Source organism: Pseudoxanthomonas sp. J35 (genome assembly GCF_000513995.1).
Taxonomy (GTDB): Bacteria; Pseudomonadota; Gammaproteobacteria; order Xanthomonadales; family Xanthomonadaceae; genus Pseudoxanthomonas.
Genome location: NZ_AZVB01000008.1, coordinates 17983 through 33562, shown reverse-complemented (window position 1 = coordinate 33562; position 15580 = coordinate 17983). Strand labels below are relative to the sequence as shown.

The window sequence follows — 15580 nt, the reverse complement described above, 5'->3', positions numbered from 1 at the left end:
GCCCTGCCCGGGGGTGGGCGCCGTGCCGGGACGGATCACCGCCGCGGGCGCGGCACACGGCTTGCATCGCCCCGTTGCGGCCCCGACGCGCACGAGTACCGACCGCCATGACCGATTCGATCAGCTCCGTCCTGTCGCAGATACGCGCCTACCAGAACCAGCTCGGCCAGGTGGCGCGCGTGGCCGGCGACGCCCCACGCAGCGACGCCCTCGGCGGACCGGCCGCGCTGCCCGGGCAGCCGCCGGCGGCCGCACGTCCCAGCTTCGGCGAGACCTTGCGCGGCGCGCTGGAAGGCGTCAACGCCGCGCAGCAGCGCGCCGGTGCGCTGGCGCAGGCGTTCGAGCGCGGCGAACCGGGCGCCGACCTGGCGCGGGTGATGGTCGCCGCGCAGCAGTCCCAGGTCGCCTTCCGCGCCACCGTCGAGGTGCGCAACCGTCTGGTACAGGCGTACCAAGACGTCATGAACATGCCGCTGTAACGCAAGGATCCGGACCGCCATGGCCCTTTCCATCGCCAAGGAAAGCTTCAACCGCGAGCAGGCCGCCGAGAAGGCGGCGCAGGCGGTGGTCCGGCTGCAGGAAATGCAGCTGATGCGCCGGCTCGGGATCATGCTGTCGATCGCGCTGGCGGTGGCCGCCGGCCTCTACGTCTTCTTCTGGTCGCAGAAGCCGCAGTACAGCCCGCTCTACACCGGCCTGGACCCCAAGGCCACGGCCGAAGCGACCGACCTGCTGCGCGCGGCCAACATCCCTTTCCGGCTCGACCCGGCCACCGGCGCCATCTCGGTGCCGGAGGCGCACCTGCACGACGCGCGCCTGAAGCTGGCCGGCTCGGGCCTGACCGACAGCGGCCGCCTCGGCTTCGAGCTGATGGAGCGCGACCCGGGCTTCGGGGTCAGCCAGTTCGTCGAGAACGCGCGCTACCAGCATGCGCTGGAGACCGAACTGGTGCGCACCATCGCCACCCTGCGCCCGGTGCGGGACGCGCGCGTGCACCTGGCCATCCCCAAGCCCTCTGCCTTCACCCGGCAGCGGGAAGCGGCCAGCGCGTCGGTGGTCCTGGAACTGCGCGCCGGCGCGCTGCTCGAGCGGCACCAGGTCGACGCCATCGTCCACCTGGTTGCCTCCAGCATTCCCGACCTGCCGCCGGAACGGGTCACCGTGGTGGACCAGAACGGCCGCCTGCTCAGCCGCAACGGCGCCGACAGCGCCTCGGAACTGAGCGCGGTGCAGTTCGAGCAGGTCCGCCGCCAGGAGACCTCGTTCAACCAGCGCATCCGCGAACTGCTCGAGCCGATGACCGGCCCGGGCCGGGTCAACGCGGAGGTCACCGTGGACATGGACTTCTCGGTCACGGAGGAGGCCCGCGAACTGTTCAACGGCGAGCCGGCCAAGCTGCGCAGCGAGCAGGTCAGCGAGAACACCCGCGAAGGCGACGGCCCGCAGGGCGTGCCGGGCGCGGCCAGCAACACCCCGCCGGGCGCGGCGGCGGCCCCTGCCGCCGCGCCCGCCCCCGCCGAGACCTCGCGCACGGCCAGCCGCAACTTCGAGCTGGACCGCACCCTGCAGCACACCCGGCAGCCCGCCGGCCGCATCCGCCGCATCACCGCCGCGGTCCTGGTCGACCACGTGCTGCGCCCGGCCGCCGACGGCAAGACCGCGCTGCAACCCCTGCGGCCCGAGGAACTCCGGCGGGTGGAGGACCTGGTCAAGCAGGCCGTCGGCTTCGACCCGGCGCGCGGCGACGTGGTCTCGGTGGTCAACGCGCCGTTCGTGCGCGAGACCGGAGCGCCTGCGGAAGCGCCGAAATGGTGGGAGGATCCGCGGCTGCGCGACGCCCTGCGCCTGCTGGTCGGCGCGGCGGTGGTGCTGGCCCTGGCGTTCGGCGTGCTGCGCCCCGCGCTGCGCCAGATCGCCGCGCCCGCCGCCGGCGCCGCGCGGGAGACGCAGCCGGCGACCGCGGAAGTGGCGCTGGTGGACGATCCCGCGCCCGCGCTGGCCGAGGACAGCGCCCGCATCGGCCAGCAGCCGCGCCCGCCCATGGCGCTGGCCTCCGACGCTTACGAGGACCGCCTGCGCAACGCGCGCGAGGCGGTGCGCGCCGATTCCAAGCGGGTGGCCCAGGTAGTGAAGGACTGGTTGGGCAATGAAGCAGGCTAGCAACCACGACGAACTGAGCGGCGTGCAGCGCGCCGCGGTGCTGCTGCTCTCGCTGGGCGAGGCCGACGCGGCCGAGGTGCTCAAGCACATGGGCGCCAAGGAAGTGCAGAAGCTGGGCCTGGCCATGGCCACCATGAACGGCGTCACCCGCGAGCAGGTGCTGCGGGTGATGGACGAGTTCGAGGGTGCGCTGGACAAGCAGACCTCGCTGGGCGTGGGCGCGGACGACTACATCCGCAACGTGCTGATCCAGGCCCTGGGCGCGGACAAGGCCGGCAGCCTGATCGACCGCATCCTGCTGGGCCGCAACACCACCGGCTTGGACACCCTGCGCTGGATGGACCCGCGCGCCATCGCCGACCTGGTGCGCAACGAGCACCCGCAGATCATCGCCATCGTGCTCTCGCACCTGGACGCCGACCACGCCGCCGACACCCTGCGCCTGCTGCCCGAGCGCACCCGCGCCGACGTGCTGCTGCGCATCGCCACCCTGGACGGTATCCCGCCCAACGCGCTCAACGAGCTCAACGAGGTCATGGAGCGCCAGTTCGCCGGCAACCAAAACCTGAAGGCGTCCAACATCGGCGGGGTCAAGGTCGCGGCCAACATCCTCAACTTCCTCGAGACCGGCCAGGAGCCCTCGATCCTGGGCACGATCTCCAAGGTGGACCCGGATCTGAGCCAGCGCATCCAGGACCTGATGTTCGTGTTCGACGACCTGGTCGAACTGGAGGACCGCGAACTGCAGGCGCTGCTGCGCGAGGTCTCCGGCGAGCGCCTGGGCATCGCCCTGCGCGGCGCCGACGTGCGCGTGCGCGAGAAGATCACCCGCAACATGTCCCAGCGCGCGGCCGAGATCCTGCTGGAGGACATGGAGGCGCGCGGCCCGGTGCGCCTGTCCGACGTGGAGGCTGCGCAGAAGGAAATCCTGACCATCGTCCGCCGCCTGGCCGACGAGGGCGTGATCAACCTCAACGGCAGCGGCAGCGAGGAGCTGGTATGAGCGCCGCGGTCCGCTGGGTGGCGCCGGAACTGTCGGCCGTCCCCTCGCCGGCGGCCGAGCCGGCCGCCGCGGTGCCGGTCCCGCGACCGCCCACCCTGGAGGAAATCCAGGCCATCGAGGAGGCCGCCCGCCGCGAGGGCTACCAGGCGGGCCTGGAGCAGGGCCGCCAGGAAGGCTTCGCCCAGGGCCAAGCCGAGGTGCGGCGGCTGGCCGCGCAGATCGAGGGCATCCTGGACAACTTCACCCGGCCGCTGACGCGGCTGGAGGACGAGGTCACCGCCGCGCTGGGCGAGCTGGCGGTGCGCATCGCCGGCAGCCTGGTCGGGCGCGCCTATGCCGCCGACCCGGTGCTGCTGTCGGACCTGGTGGCCGAGGCGCTGGACGCGGTCGGCGGCAGCAGCCGCGAGGTCGAGGTGCGCCTGCACCCGGACGACATCGCTGCGCTGGCGCCGCTGCTGGCGCTGGTTTCGGGGGCGCGGCTGGTGCCGGACCCGGCGCTGGGCCGCGGCGACCTGCGCGTGCACGCCGAGGCGGTGCGCATCGACGGCACCCTCGAGGCGCGCCTGCGCGGCGCGCTGGAAAGCGTGGTGCACAAGGCCGGGGCCGGCGCATGATGCCGGCCGCCCCGCCCCCGCCCGAGCGCGCGGTCCCGGCCGTCCCGGCCGACTGGCTGGCCGCGCGCAACCTGCGCCTGGCCGCGCGCCTGGACGCGATTTCCTTGGACCCGGCCGCCGGCCGCGGCCTGATCCGCGAGGGCGTCCTGCGCCGCGCGGTCGGCCTGACCCTGGAGGCCACCGGCTGCGAGGCGCCCATGGGCGCGACCTGCAAGGTCGAAGTCGCCGACGGCGGCTGGGTCGAGGCCGAGGTCGTGGGCTTCGCCGGCGAGCGCACCTCGCTGATGCCCAGCGCCGAGCTGCACGGCCTGCTGCCGAACGCGCGCGTGGTGCCGGTGCGCCGCCGCGGCGGCGTCGAGGTCGGCGAGGGTCTGCTCGGCCGCGTGATCGACAGCGACGGCGCCCCGCTGGACGGCCGCGGCCCGATCCGCGCCGAGGCCAGCGTGGGCATGGCCGGCGTGGCCATCAACCCGCTGGCGCGCGAGCCCATCACCCAGCCGCTGGACGTGGGCGTGCGCGCGATCAACGCGCTGCTGCCGATCGGGCGCGGCCAGCGCGTGGGCCTGTTCGCCGGCTCCGGCGTCGGCAAGTCGACGCTGCTGGGGATGATGACCCGCTATACCGCCGCCGACGCGATCGTGGTCGGCCTGATCGGCGAACGCGGGCGCGAGGTGCGCGACTTCGTCGAGACCACGCTGGGCGAGGAAGGCCTGCGCCGCGCGGTGGTGGTGGCCGCGCCGGCCGACCGCCCGCCGCTGGCGCGCCTGCACGGCGCCTACCGCGCCACCGCCATCGCCGAGTGGTTCCGCGACCAGGGCCTGAACGTGCTGCTGCTGATGGACTCGCTGACCCGGTTCGCCCAGGCCCAGCGCGAGGTCGGCCTGTCGGTGGGCGAGCCGCCGACCACCCGCGGCTACCCGCCCAGCGTGTTCGCCAAGCTGCCGGCGCTGGTGGAGCGCGCCGGCAACGGCGCCGCCGGGCGCGGCTCGATCACCGCGTTCTACACCGTGTTGACCGAGGGCGACGACCCGCAGGACCCCATCGCCGACGCCGCCCGCGCCATCCTCGACGGCCACATCCTGCTGTCGCGCCGGATTGCCGACGCCGGGCTGTACCCGGCCATCGACGTGGAGTCCTCGGTCAGCCGCGTGGTCCAGGACATCGCCGACGAGACCTGGCGCGCACGCATCCGCGCGCTCAAGCGCCTGGTCGCGGCCTACAACGCCAACCGCGACCTGATCGCCATCGGCGCCTACCAGCGCGGCAACGACCCGGTGGTGGACGAGGCGCTGGAGCGCTGGCCGGAGATCGTCGAGTTCCTCGGCCAGGACGTGGCCCGCGCCGCCGACCTGCACCACAGCCGCGCCGCCCTGGCGCAACTGCTGCAAGACAAGGAGAACCCCGCATGATGCAGTCCCGCCGCCTCGATCCGTTGCTGCGCCGCGCGCAGGAGCACGAGGACGCCGTGGCCCGCGAGCTGGCCGAGCGCCAACGGGCGCACGCGCTGCAGGAATCGCGCCTGGAGGAGCTGCGCCGCTACGCGGAGGAATACGCATCCAGCCAGATGGCCGCCACCAGCCCGGCGCAGCTGGCCAACCGCCGCGCCTTCCTCGAACGCCTGGAGAACGCGGTGGCGCAGCAGAGCCGTACCGTGGACAGCAGCCGTGCGCGCCTGGAGGCCGAGCGCACCCGCCTGCTGCTGGCCAGCCGCGACAAGCAGGTGCTGGAGCAGCTGGCCGCGTCCTACCGGGCGCAGGAACGCAAGGTGGACGAGCGCCGCAGCCAGCGCGAGATGGACGACCTGGGTGCCCGCCGCGTGCGGCTGGCGGCGCAGTCCAGCGAAGGAGAGCCGGCATGAACGCGCTCTCGGCGCTGCCGCCGGCAGCGCCCCCCGGCAGCGGCCCCGCCGCCCCGCCGGCCACCGCGGCCGCGGCCGCGCCCGGGGCGGCGGGCGGTTTCGCGCGGCTGCTCGAAGGCGGCGGCCCGGGCGGCGGCCAGCCGGGGCAGGATCCCGCGGCCGACGATCGCCCGGCGGCCGGCGCCGAGGCGGCGGTCCCGGGCCTGCCGCCGATGCCGCCCGGGGACACGGCCGATGCCGTCCCCGGGACCGATACCGAAGCGTCGGCCGAGGACGAGGAGTGGCCGCCGGCAGGCCTGGCCGCGCTGGCCCTGGCCGCGACGCCGCCCTCGCCCCCCCTGCCCGCACCCGTCGGACCGGCCGTGCCGGCCGCCCCGGCGGCAGCGATCCCCGGGAATGCCGCCGCCGTCGCCCAGATGGGCAGGCCCTTGCCGGGGCTCGCGGCGCCCGGGGCGGCCGCCGCACCGGGCGGGGAGACGGCCGAGTCCGCGGGCGATGCGGCCGCGCCGATGGCGATGCTTTCCGTCCCCGACCTGCCCGCCGCGTCCGACGGCGAGGCTGCGCCGCAGCCGTTCCCGTTGCCGGCCGCGGCCGCAGCGCCTGTCCTGCGCGGGGACCCGCCGGCGACGCTCTTGCCGGCCACGGCACCCACCCCGGACCTGCACGCCGACGACTTCGCCGATGCCTTCGGCGCCCGCCTGCACTGGCTGGCCGAGCAGAAGGTCGGTCACGCCCGGATCCGGATCTCGCCGCACGACCTGGGCCCGGTGGAGGTCCACCTGCGCCTGGACGGCGAGCGGGTGTCGGCGGACTTCCTCAGCGCACAGCCCGAGGTCCGCCAGGCGCTGGAACAGAGCCTGCCGCGGCTGCGCGAGCTGCTCGGCCAGCACGGCTTCCAGCTCGCCCACGCCGGGGTCGGCCAGCAGCCCCGCCACGACGGCCAGGGCGGCGGCTCCCGTGCCGGCGGCGACGCGGCGGGATCGGCCGGCGACACGGCGTCCCCCGCGACTGGCGCCGCCGACGCGCCGGCCCCGGCGCGGGCGCGCGGCCTGCTGGACGCGTACGCCTGAGCCGACCCGGACGGACATGCGCCGACGGCATCCCGCTGCCCCAGCCGGGACCCCCGCATCCAGGTTCCGCGCCTACTTCCTCGTCGGGACGACGCCGTCCACCGCGGCGCGCCCCAGTGCGCTGTCGTCGGTGAAGAAGCCGTCGATGCCTGCCTCCAGGTAGGCGCGCAACTCGGCGATGGCCCCGGCTTCGCTGCGCGTTCCCGGCAAGGCGCCCTGGCGCAGCGCCGGCGGCAGGAAGGCGTTCTCCGGGCGGAAGGTGTAGGGCCATACCTGCAGCCCGGCCGCGTGCGCCTGGCGCAGCAGCGGCGTCGGCGACCCCAGGCCGCCGTCGGCGGCCAGCGGAATCACCGTCCGCGTCGGCGGGCCGAGCAGCTCGGCGTAGCCGGCGATCTCGCGCAGCCCCTCGGCGCTGGCCATGCGCCCGTAGGTCAGGTCGCCGCCGGCCGCGACGACGTCGGCCGGGCGTTGCTCCGGTGCCCCAGCAGCTGCAGCAGGCGGATGTTGGGGTGGCGCGGACCCAGGCGCGAGCGCAGATAGCGCAGGTTGCCGACCTCGAACGACTGGATCGCGACCGGCGCCTGCCGGGTGTACGGATGCGCCAGCAGCACGTCCAGCAGGCGGTCCTCCATGGCCAGCCCCCGGGCGGCGAAATGGCTGCCGTGCTTGATCTCCGGCGCCAGCCCCACGATCCGCCCGCGGGCGGCGGCTTCGGCCGCGACCCGATCGATCAGTTCTTCCAGTGTCGCCAGCCGGTAGCGGCCGTCGTGTGCGGTGCCGCGCAGCGCCGGCAACCGTTCGCGGGCGTACAGGGTCCTGAGCTCGGCCAGGGTGAAGCCCTCGCTGAACCACCCTTCCACCGTCTCCCCGTCGATGCCCGGGCCGTGCGCCGGGCCGCGAAGCCTGGATGCGAGGCGACGTCGGTGGTGGAGCCGATCTCGTTCTCGTGGCGGATCAGCAGGTGGCCGTCGGCGGTCGCCATCAGGTCGGGCTCGACCACGTCCGCACCGTCGGCGATGGCGCGCGCGAAGGCTTCCAGGCTGTGCTCGGGCAGGACCGCGCTGGCGCCGCGATGGGCGACCACCTGCGGCGGCATCGCCCCGCCCGCGGCGGCGTGCGCTTCCGCGGCCAGGCCCAGGCCCAGCACCAGCGCCGCGACGATTCGTTGACGCATGGCCATGGCGTTCCTCCTCCACCCGGCGCCGGCGGCGGCGCCTTCGCCGGCAGCATGCCAGCGCAGCATGACACCGCCGGGTCCGCCGGCGCGCCCGGTTCTCCCCCGCGCCGGCGGCACGCGGCTTGCATCGTCCGGTCGCCTTCCGAAGGAGACCCCCCACGTGCCCGCCGCTGCCGAAAAGACCTCCCGCTCCCAGCCGCCTGGACCCGGTCCCGCGGGCGGCGGTCGGCTGCCGCTGCTGGTCAGCGCGGTGGCGGTGCTGGTCGCGGCCGGCGCCGCCGGCGGCTGGTACTGGAGCGCGCGCAATGCGCCCGAGGCCGAGCGCCAGGCCGTCGCCACGCCGCACGGCCCGCGCCTGCCGGCGCCGGCGCAGTACCTGGCGCTGGAGCCGCCGTTCGTGGTCAATCTCGACGGCGGGCTGGAGGGGACGCAGTACCTGCAGGTCGAGATCCAGCTGATGACCCGCGACCCGGCCGCGCTGGCCGACCTGGAGCGGCACACACCGGCCATCCGTGCGCGCCTGCTGATGCTGCTGGCGCAGCAGACCGCGCAGGACATCGCCGACCGCGCCGGCAAGGAGCGGTTGCAGGCCCAAGCGCTGGCCGAGGTGCAGCGGCTGATGCGGGCCGAGACCGGCAAGCCGGCGGCCGAGGCGCTGCTGTTCACCAGCTTCGTCACCCAGTAGGCGGCGCGCATGAGCATCAACGACCTGCTTTCCCAGGACGAGATCGACGCGCTGCTGCACGGCGTGGATTCGGGCGCGGTCAGCACCGAGCCCGAACCGGTCAATCCCGGCATGGCGCGGCCGTACGACTTCGCCAGCCAGGACCGGATCATCCGCGGGCGCATGCCGACCCTGGAAATGGTCAACGAGCGCTTCGTGCGGCTGTGGCGCATCGGTCTGTTCAACCTGATCCGCCGCTCGGCGGACCTGTCGGTGCGCGGCATCGATCTGATCAAGTTCGGCGAGTACCTGCACTCGCTGTACGTGCCCACCAACCTCAACCTGATCCGCTTCAAGCCGCTGCGCGGCACCGGCCTGATCGTGTTCGAGCCCAAGCTGGTGTTCGCGGTGGTGGACAACTTCTTCGGCGGCGACGGGCGCTACCCCACCCGGATCGAGGGGCGCGAGTTCACCCCCACCGAGATGCGGGTGATCCAGCTGATGCTGCGCCAGACCTTCGCCGATCTGGCCGAGGCCTGGGCGCCGGTGCTGGACGTGGAGTTCGAGTACATCAACTCCGAGGTCAACCCGCACTTCGCCAACATCGTCACCCCGCGCGAATACGTGGTGGTCAGCCGCTTCCACGTCGAGTTGGAGGGCGGCGGCGGCGAGATCCACGTCACCCTGCCCTACTCCATGCTCGAGCCGATCCGCGAGCTGCTCGACGCCGGCATCCAGAGCGACCGCATCGACCGCGACGAGAGCTGGAACGCCACCCTGCGCGAGCAACTGCTGCTGGCCGAGGTCGCCGTGTCCAGCGTGCTGGCCGAGAAGCGCATCGACCTGCGCCGGCTCACCCGGCTCAAGGTCGGCGACATCCTGCCCATCGAGCTGCCGGACACGGTGCCGGTGTGCGTGGAGGACATCCCGGTGTTCACCGGCCAGTTCGGCGTGGCCAACGGCCGCAACGCGGTGAAGATCGTCCACACCCGTCCGCCCGGGAGCGCGGTCCCGCGCGCCCCCGGCCCTGCCGAGGAAACGCCCGCATGAGCCCCAACGAACAGACCGATGCCAGCCCGGCGCAGTTCGACGCGCTGCAGGAGGAGGCCGCGACCGACGCCCGCGACCTCAACCTGGACGTGATCCTGGACGTGCCGGTGACGCTCTCGCTGGAAGTCGGCCGCACGCGCATGCCGATCCGCAACCTGCTGCAGCTCAACCAGGGCTCGGTGATCGAGCTGGAACGCGGCGCCGGCGAACCGCTGGACGTGTACGTCAACGGCACCCTGATCGCGCACGGCGAGGTGGTGGTGATCAACGACCGCTTCGGCGTGCGCCTGACCGACGTGGTCAGCCCCAGCGAGCGCATCCGGAGGCTGCGGTGATCCTCGCCGCCGCCGCGCCCGCCGCCAGGGCCGTCCAGGCCGGCGCGCACGCGCCGGCCGGTCCGGGCCTGCTGGGCGCGTTCCTGGCGCTGCTGCTGGTGCTGGGGCTGATTCTGGCGCTGGCGTGGCTGCTGCGCCGGCTGCCGGGGACCGGCTTGCGCCAGGCCGAGGGCCTGAGGGTGGTGGCCAGCCTCGCGCTCGGCGCCCGGGAACGGGCGGTGGTGGTGCAGGTCGGCGCCGAGCAACTGCTTCTGGGGGTCTCGCCCGGCGGGGTGCGCTTGCTGCACGCCCTGCCCGCACCCCTGCCGCCGCCGTCCGCACCGCCGCTGCCGGACCTGAAGAAGCTCCCGGACTTCGCCCAGTTGCTGGCGCAGCGGCTCAGGAAGGACAAGTGACCATGCGCCGTCGCCGGATCCTCGCCGCACTCGGCCTGTTGCTCGCGTTCGCGCCCCTGCTGGCGCTGGCCGCGCCCGCCGCCGCGCCGCAACTGCCTTCGCTTCCCGACGTCACCGTCGGCCGCATCGGCGAGGCGCCGGTGAGCCTGCCGTTGCAGACCCTGCTGCTGATGACGGCCATCACCCTGCTGCCCTCGCTGCTGCTTGTGATGACCGCCTTCACCCGCATCGTGATCGTGCTGGCCCTGCTGCGCCAGGCGCTGGGCACCGGGCAGACGCCCTCCAACCAGATCCTGGTCGGGCTGGCCCTGTTCCTGACCGCGCTGGTGATGATGCCGGTATGGCAGAAGGCCTGGGACGCCGGCGTGGCGCCCTACCTCGACGGCCGGATCGACTTCCGCACCGCCTGGGAACTGGGCACCGCCCCGCTGCGGGCGTTCATGCTGGCCCAGGTGCGCGAGACCGACCTGATGACCTTCGCCGGCCTGGCCGGGCACGGCACCTACAGCGGCCCGGACGCGGTGCCCTTCCAGGTGCTGGTGGCCTCGTTCGTGACCAGCGAGCTGAAGACCGCCTTCGAGATCGGCTTCCTGATCTTCATTCCCTTCGTGATCATCGACCTGGTGGTGGCCAGCGTGCTGATGTCGATGGGCATGATGATGCTCTCGCCCATGCTGGTGTCGGCGCCGTTCAAGATCCTGCTGTTCGTGCTGGTGGACGGCTGGGTGCTGACCGTGGGCACGCTGGCGGCCAGCTTCAACGGGATCTGAGCATGACCCCGGAACTGGCCCTGACCGAACTGCGCCGCGGCCTGGAGGTCGCGCTGTGGGTGGGCGGCCCGCTGCTGGTGGCGGTGCTGGTGGTGGGCGTGGCGGTGGGCATCGTCCAGGCCGCCACCCAGCTCAACGAACCCACCATCGCCTTCGTCGCCAAGGCCGCGGCGCTCACCGCGGCCCTGTTCGCCGCCGGCAGCTTCCTGCTGGCCTACCTGGTGGACTACACCGTCGCGCTGTTCCAGCGCATCCCCCACCTGATCGGCTGAGCCATGGACGCGGCCACCGCGATGGCGATCGACGGCCAGCGGGCCTTCGGCATGATCGGGGCGGTGCTGTGGACCCTGCTGCGCACCGGCGCCATGCTGATGGCGATGCCGCTGGTCGGCACGCGGGCGGTGCCGGTGCGGATCCGGGTGCTGGTCGCCGGCACCCTGGCCCTGGCGATCTCGCCGCTGCTGCCGCCGCCCCCGGCCTTTTCCGGGCTGGACGCGGCCACGGTGCTGGCCGTGGCGCGCGAGCTGGCGGTGGGCGTGGCCATGGGGCTGGCCCTGCGGCTGGTGTTCGAGGCCGGCGCCCTGGCCGGCGAACTGGTCTCGCAGGGCATGGGCCTGGCCTTCGCGCAGATGACCGATCCGCTGCGCGGCACCAGTTCCGGCGTGGTCGGGCAATGGTTCTACCTCGCCTTCGGCCTGCTGTTCTTCGCCGCCGACGGGCACCTGGCGATGGTGTCGCTGCTGGTGCGCAGCTACCAGGCGCTGCCGCTGGGCGCCGCGTGGCCGGACACGGCGGCGATGCTCGGCGTGGTGCCGGGACTCTTCGGCCAGGTCCTGCGCGGGGGCCTGCTCCTGGCGCTTCCGGTGATGGTGGCCATGCTCGCCACCAACCTGGCCTTCGGCGCGCTGGCGCGCGCCGCGCCGGCGCTCAACCCCATCCAGCTCGGCCTGCCGGTGGCGGTGCTGATGGGCCTGCTGCTGCTGGCGGTGCTGATCGGGGAACTGGCCGCGCCGATCCGGGCGCTGTTCGAACTGGCGTTCGCCGCCGCCGGCCGCGTCGCCGCGCCCTGAGCCGGCCGGAACGGCACTTGCATCGCCCGGCGACGACCCCGGGCGCAGGAGCCTGCCATGGCCGAGAACGAAGACGGCCAGGAACGCACCGAACAACCTACCGAAAAACGCCTGCGCGAGGCCCGCGAGCGGGGCGACATCCCACGCTCGCGCGAGCTGGCCACCGCGGCGGTGTTCGGCGCCGGCGTGCTGGCGCTGGTGGCCGCCGGGCCCATGCTCGGGCGCCACGCCCTGGGCTGGATGCGGCAGGCGCTCAGCCCGGACCCGATGCTGCGGGAAGCGCCCGAGCGGCTGCTGGCCCACACCGGCACGCTGACGCTCGGGCTGCTGGCGGTGGCCGCGCCGCTGTTGGCCGTATGCCTGGCGGCCGCGTTCGCCGGACCGCTGGCGATGGGCGGGCTCCGGATGGCCTCCAAGGGCCTGGTCCCGGACCTGAAGCGGCTGGACCCGCTGGCCGGGCTCAAGCGCATCTACGGGCCCGAGGGCCTGGCGGAACTGGCCAAGTCGCTGCTGCGGGTGGCGCTGGTGGGCGCCGCCGCCGGGCTGGCCCTGCTGCATGGCCTGGACGTGCTGCGGGCCATGCCCGGGCAAGGGCTGGAAGCGGCCGCGCGCACCGGCCTGCGCTTCGCCGGCAGCCTGCTGCTGGCCACCGCCGCCGCGCTGCTGCTGCTGGCCGCCATGGACGCGCCGTACCAGAAGTGGAACTGGCTGCGGAAGCTGAAGATGACGCGGCAGGAGCTGCGCGAGGAGCTGAAGGAGACCGAAGGCCGGCCGGAGGTGAAGGGCCGCATCCGCCAGTTGCAGTTGCAGCTGTCGCAGCGGCGGATGATGGAGGCGGTCCCCACCGCCGACGTGATCGTGGTCAATCCCACCCACTATGCCGTGGCGCTCAAGTACGACGGCGGCGCCATGCGCGCGCCCACGGTGGTGGCCAAGGGCGTGGACGAGGTTGCCCTGCGCATCCGCGAACTGGCCGAGCGCCACCGCGTCGCGGTGGTGTCGGCGCCGCCGCTGGCACGCGCCTTGTATCGGGAGGGGCAGCTCGGCCAGGAGATTCCCGTGAGGCTGTACGCCGCCGTCGCCCAGGTGCTGTCCTACGTCTACCAACTGCGCGCCTGGCGGACCGGCGCCGTGCGCGCGCACCCGCAGCTGGGTCCGGTGGCGGTGGACGAGTTCCAGGAAGGCGACGGCCGATGAGCGCCGTGGCCCACCCGCCGCTGGGGCGCCGCCTGCTGGAACTGGCCCGCAACGGGCTGGGCGCCCCGCTCATCGTGCTGGCGATGCTGGCGATGGTGGTGGTGCCGCTGGCGCCGCCGGTGCTGGACGCGCTGTTCAGCCTGAACATCGCCGTGTCCCTGGTGGTGCTGCTGGCCGTGGTGTACGTGCGCCGGCCACTGGACTTCACCGTCTTCCCCATCGTGCTGCTGACCACGACCATGCTGCGCCTGGCGCTGAACGTGGCCTCCACCCGGGTGATCCTGCTCAACGGCCACAACGGCCACGAGGCCGCCGGCCAGGTGATCGCGGCCTTCGGCGAGTTCGTGGTCGGCGGCAACTACGCCGTGGGCATCGTGGTCTTCGCCATCCTGACCATCATCAACTTCGTGGTCATCACCAAGGGCGCCGGGCGCATCTCCGAGGTGACCGCGCGCTTCATCCTCGACGCCATGCCCGGCAAGCAGATGGCCATCGACGCCGACCTCAACGCCGGCCTGCTGACCCGGGAGGAGGCCAAGGCCCGGCGCGAGGAGGTGCGCGAGGAGGCCGACTTCTACGGCGCGATGGACGGCGCCAGCAAGTTCATCCGCGGCGACGCCATCGCCGGCATCCTGATCCTGTTCATCAACCTGGTCGGGGGGCTGGCGGTGGGCGTGCTGCAGCACGGCATGCCGGTGGGCGACGCGGCCGCCACCTACACCCTGCTGTCGATCGGCGACGGCCTGGTGGCGCAGCTGCCGGCGCTGCTGGTGTCCACCGCGGTGGCCATGCTGGTGACCCGCGCCTCGCGGGCGCAGGACATGGGCGGGGCGGTGGCCGGGCAGGTGTTCGGCCAGCACCGGGCGCTGGCGATCGCCGCCGGCATCCTGGTGACGGTGGGGCTGGTGCCCGGCATGCCCAACGCCGCCTTTTTGACGCTGGGTGCGTTGCTCGGCTTCTGCGCCTGGCGGCTGTGGCGCGCGCAGCGGCCGGCCGCGGCGGAAGCCGCGCCCGGCGAGGCCGCCGCCGCGCTCCCGGCATCCGCCCCGGCCGCCGCCGAACTGGACTGGGACGAATTGCGCCCGGTCGATCCGCTGGGCCTGGAAGTGGGCTACCGCCTGATCCCGCTGGTTGACCAGGCCCAGGGCGGTGAACTGATGGCGCGGATCAAGGGCGTGCGCCGCAAGCTCACCCATGAGATCGGCTTCCTGGTCCCGCCGGTCCACATCCGCGACAACCTGGAGCTGCAGGCGACGCAGTACCGGCTGCTGGTCCACGGGGTGCCGGTGGCCACGGCCGAGGTGCATCCGGACCGCGAACTGGCCCTGGACCCGGGCGGCGCGCTCGGTCCCATCGACGGCATCCAGGGCAAGGACCCGGCCTTCGGCCTGGACGCGGTCTGGATCCTGCCGCGCCAGCGCGCCCAGGCCGAGGCGCTGGGCTACACCGTGGTCGACCCGGCCACCGTGGTCGCCACCCATTTCTCGCACCTGGTGCGAGAGCACGCGCCGGAGCTGCTGGGCCACGAGGAGGTCCAGCAACTGCTGGCCACCCTGGCCAAGAGCGCGCCGCGGCTGGCCGAGGACCTCACCCCCAAGGCGCTGCCGCTGCCGGTGGTGGTCCGGGTGCTGCAGAACCTGCTGGTCGAGCGGGTTCCGATCCGCCAGCTGCGCCGGATCGCCGAGGCGCTGGTCGAGCACAGCGCGCACAGCCAGGACCCGGCGGTGCTCACCGCCGCGGTGCGCAACGCCCTGGGCCGGTTCATCGTCCAGGAGATCGCGGGGATGGCGCCGGAACTGCCGGTGTACACCCTGGCCGCGCCGCTGGAACGGGTCTTGCAGGACTCGGCCCAGGGCAACGGCGCGGCATTGGAGCCCGGGCTGGCCGAGCGGCTGCAGCAGAGCCTGGCCGAGTGCGCGGGCCGGCAGGAGGCGCGCGGCGAGCCGGCGGTGGTGCTGGTGCCGGCGCCGGTCCGCGCCGCGCTGGCGCGGCTGGTCCGGCACAGCGTGCCCTCGCTGTCGGTGCTGGCCTACACCGAAGTGCCCGAGGACAAGCGACTGAAGCTGATCGGCACGATCAGCTGAAGCCCGGACCGGGTCCGGCCGGTGCCTGGAGGACGGAGGAGACGATGACTGACATGACTGCCCGCAACACCGCCGCGCGCGTGGAGCCAGGCCGCTGCTCCCGCCCGCGGAATCCGAATCCCGCTCCCCCATC

Annotated in this window: 16 protein-coding genes and 1 pseudogene; 16 read left to right on the top strand and 1 reads right to left on the bottom strand. The window is 73.8% G+C overall.

The window, feature by feature from the left end; genetic code table 11:
• Nucleotides 1–107 precede the first annotated feature (107 nt).
• The 7 genes from fliE to PSEJ35_RS0106375 are packed head-to-tail and all read left to right on the top strand — an operon-like array spanning nt 108 to nt 6705.
• Nucleotides 108–479 carry a flagellar hook-basal body complex protein FliE gene (gene fliE, locus PSEJ35_RS0106405; RefSeq protein ID WP_028917072.1) on the top strand — a complete coding sequence of 124 codons (372 nt, stop codon included), beginning with the start codon at nt 108–110 and terminating at the stop codon, nt 477–479.
• 19 nt (nt 480–498) lie between these two features.
• The gene (gene fliF / locus PSEJ35_RS0106400; protein ID WP_028917071.1) at nt 499–2160 is read left to right on the top strand and encodes a flagellar basal-body MS-ring/collar protein FliF; all 1662 of its coding nucleotides are present in this window, start codon (nt 499–501) and stop codon (nt 2158–2160) included.
• 13 nt (nt 2161–2173) lie between these two features.
• Entirely contained in the window at nt 2174–3163 is a 990-nt protein-coding gene (fliG, locus tag PSEJ35_RS0106395) for a flagellar motor switch protein FliG (protein ID WP_028917070.1), read from the top strand.
• Nucleotides 3160–3777 carry a FliH/SctL family protein gene (locus tag PSEJ35_RS0106390; protein WP_028917069.1) on the top strand — a complete coding sequence of 206 codons (618 nt, stop codon included), beginning with the start codon at nt 3160–3162 and terminating at the stop codon, nt 3775–3777. Before fliG ends, PSEJ35_RS0106390 begins: the two co-directional genes overlap by 4 nt.
• Entirely contained in the window at nt 3777–5186 is a 1410-nt protein-coding gene (gene fliI, locus PSEJ35_RS0106385; RefSeq protein ID WP_084635477.1) for a flagellar protein export ATPase FliI, read from the top strand. The genes PSEJ35_RS0106390 and fliI overlap by 1 nt, the downstream gene beginning before the upstream one ends.
• Nucleotides 5183–5635 carry a flagellar export protein FliJ gene (gene fliJ, locus PSEJ35_RS0106380; protein ID WP_028917067.1) on the top strand — a complete coding sequence of 151 codons (453 nt, stop codon included), beginning with the start codon at nt 5183–5185 and terminating at the stop codon, nt 5633–5635. The genes fliI and fliJ overlap by 4 nt, the downstream gene beginning before the upstream one ends.
• Nucleotides 5632–6705 (top strand): flagellar hook-length control protein FliK, encoded by a 1074-nt coding sequence (locus PSEJ35_RS0106375; protein ID WP_037082606.1) that lies wholly within the window; start codon nt 5632–5634, stop codon nt 6703–6705. The genes fliJ and PSEJ35_RS0106375 overlap by 4 nt, the downstream gene beginning before the upstream one ends.
• 72 nt (nt 6706–6777) lie before the next feature.
• Here PSEJ35_RS0106375 and PSEJ35_RS15580 read toward each other — a convergent pair.
• A pseudogene (locus PSEJ35_RS15580) lies at nt 6778–7801 on the bottom strand (glycerophosphodiester phosphodiesterase family protein).
• A gap of 241 nt (nt 7802–8042) precedes the next feature.
• Between PSEJ35_RS15580 and PSEJ35_RS0106365 the strand changes: the two are divergent.
• Genes PSEJ35_RS0106365 through flhA form a run of 9 tightly spaced genes read left to right on the top strand, consistent with a single transcriptional unit; the run spans nt 8043 to nt 15447 of the window.
• Nucleotides 8043–8567: a flagellar basal body-associated FliL family protein gene (locus PSEJ35_RS0106365; protein ID WP_028917065.1), complete on the top strand. Its 525-nt coding sequence runs from the start codon at nt 8043–8045 to the stop codon at nt 8565–8567.
• A gap of 9 nt (nt 8568–8576) precedes the next feature.
• Nucleotides 8577–9596, top strand: coding sequence for a flagellar motor switch protein FliM (fliM, locus tag PSEJ35_RS0106360; RefSeq protein ID WP_028917064.1), 1020 nt, complete (start codon nt 8577–8579; stop codon nt 9594–9596).
• Nucleotides 9593–9931 carry a flagellar motor switch protein FliN gene (gene fliN / locus PSEJ35_RS0106355; RefSeq protein WP_028917063.1) on the top strand — a complete coding sequence of 113 codons (339 nt, stop codon included), beginning with the start codon at nt 9593–9595 and terminating at the stop codon, nt 9929–9931. The genes fliM and fliN overlap by 4 nt, the downstream gene beginning before the upstream one ends.
• The gene (gene fliO, locus PSEJ35_RS0106350) at nt 9928–10326 is read left to right on the top strand and encodes a flagellar biosynthetic protein FliO (RefSeq protein WP_028917062.1); all 399 of its coding nucleotides are present in this window, start codon (nt 9928–9930) and stop codon (nt 10324–10326) included. Before fliN ends, fliO begins: the two co-directional genes overlap by 4 nt.
• 2 nt (nt 10327–10328) lie before the next feature.
• Entirely contained in the window at nt 10329–11096 is a 768-nt protein-coding gene (gene fliP, locus PSEJ35_RS0106345; RefSeq protein ID WP_028917061.1) for a flagellar type III secretion system pore protein FliP, read from the top strand.
• 2 nt (nt 11097–11098) lie between these two features.
• Nucleotides 11099–11368 carry a flagellar biosynthetic protein FliQ gene (locus PSEJ35_RS0106340; protein ID WP_028917060.1) on the top strand — a complete coding sequence of 90 codons (270 nt, stop codon included), beginning with the start codon at nt 11099–11101 and terminating at the stop codon, nt 11366–11368.
• A 3-nt stretch (nt 11369–11371) separates the two neighbouring features.
• Nucleotides 11372–12166, top strand: coding sequence for a flagellar biosynthetic protein FliR (gene fliR, locus PSEJ35_RS0106335; protein ID WP_028917059.1), 795 nt, complete (start codon nt 11372–11374; stop codon nt 12164–12166).
• A gap of 57 nt (nt 12167–12223) precedes the next feature.
• Nucleotides 12224–13363, top strand: a complete 1140-nt coding sequence (gene flhB, locus PSEJ35_RS0106330) for a flagellar biosynthesis protein FlhB (RefSeq protein WP_028917058.1) — start codon at nt 12224–12226, stop codon at nt 13361–13363.
• A complete protein-coding gene (gene flhA / locus PSEJ35_RS0106325) occupies nt 13360–15447 on the top strand; it encodes a flagellar biosynthesis protein FlhA (protein WP_028917057.1) in 2088 nt (695 codons plus the stop codon). The genes flhB and flhA overlap by 4 nt, the downstream gene beginning before the upstream one ends.
• Nucleotides 15448–15580: the final 133 nt, after the last annotated feature.

Bases quoted from the DNA above. Each gene is read 5' to 3' on its own strand.
- PSEJ35_RS0106390 (WP_028917069.1), top strand. From the start codon at position 3,160: ATGAGCGCCGCGGTCCGCTGGGTGGCGCCGGAACTGTCGGCCGTCCCC.
- fliF (WP_028917071.1), top strand. From the start codon at position 499: ATGGCCCTTTCCATCGCCAAGGAAAGCTTCAACCGCGAGCAGGCCGCC.
- PSEJ35_RS0106375 (WP_037082606.1), top strand. From the start codon at position 5,632: ATGAACGCGCTCTCGGCGCTGCCGCCGGCAGCGCCCCCCGGCAGCGGC.
- flhA (WP_028917057.1), top strand. From the start codon at position 13,360: ATGAGCGCCGTGGCCCACCCGCCGCTGGGGCGCCGCCTGCTGGAACTG.
- fliE (WP_028917072.1), top strand. From the start codon at position 108: ATGACCGATTCGATCAGCTCCGTCCTGTCGCAGATACGCGCCTACCAG.
- PSEJ35_RS0106340 (WP_028917060.1), top strand. From the start codon at position 11,099: ATGACCCCGGAACTGGCCCTGACCGAACTGCGCCGCGGCCTGGAGGTC.
- fliR (WP_028917059.1), top strand. From the start codon at position 11,372: ATGGACGCGGCCACCGCGATGGCGATCGACGGCCAGCGGGCCTTCGGC.
- fliJ (WP_028917067.1), top strand. From the start codon at position 5,183: ATGATGCAGTCCCGCCGCCTCGATCCGTTGCTGCGCCGCGCGCAGGAG.
- fliN (WP_028917063.1), top strand. From the start codon at position 9,593: ATGAGCCCCAACGAACAGACCGATGCCAGCCCGGCGCAGTTCGACGCG.
- flhB (WP_028917058.1), top strand. From the start codon at position 12,224: ATGGCCGAGAACGAAGACGGCCAGGAACGCACCGAACAACCTACCGAA.
- fliP (WP_028917061.1), top strand. From the start codon at position 10,329: ATGCGCCGTCGCCGGATCCTCGCCGCACTCGGCCTGTTGCTCGCGTTC.
- fliI (WP_084635477.1), top strand. From the start codon at position 3,777: ATGCCGGCCGCCCCGCCCCCGCCCGAGCGCGCGGTCCCGGCCGTCCCG.
- fliM (WP_028917064.1), top strand. From the start codon at position 8,577: ATGAGCATCAACGACCTGCTTTCCCAGGACGAGATCGACGCGCTGCTG.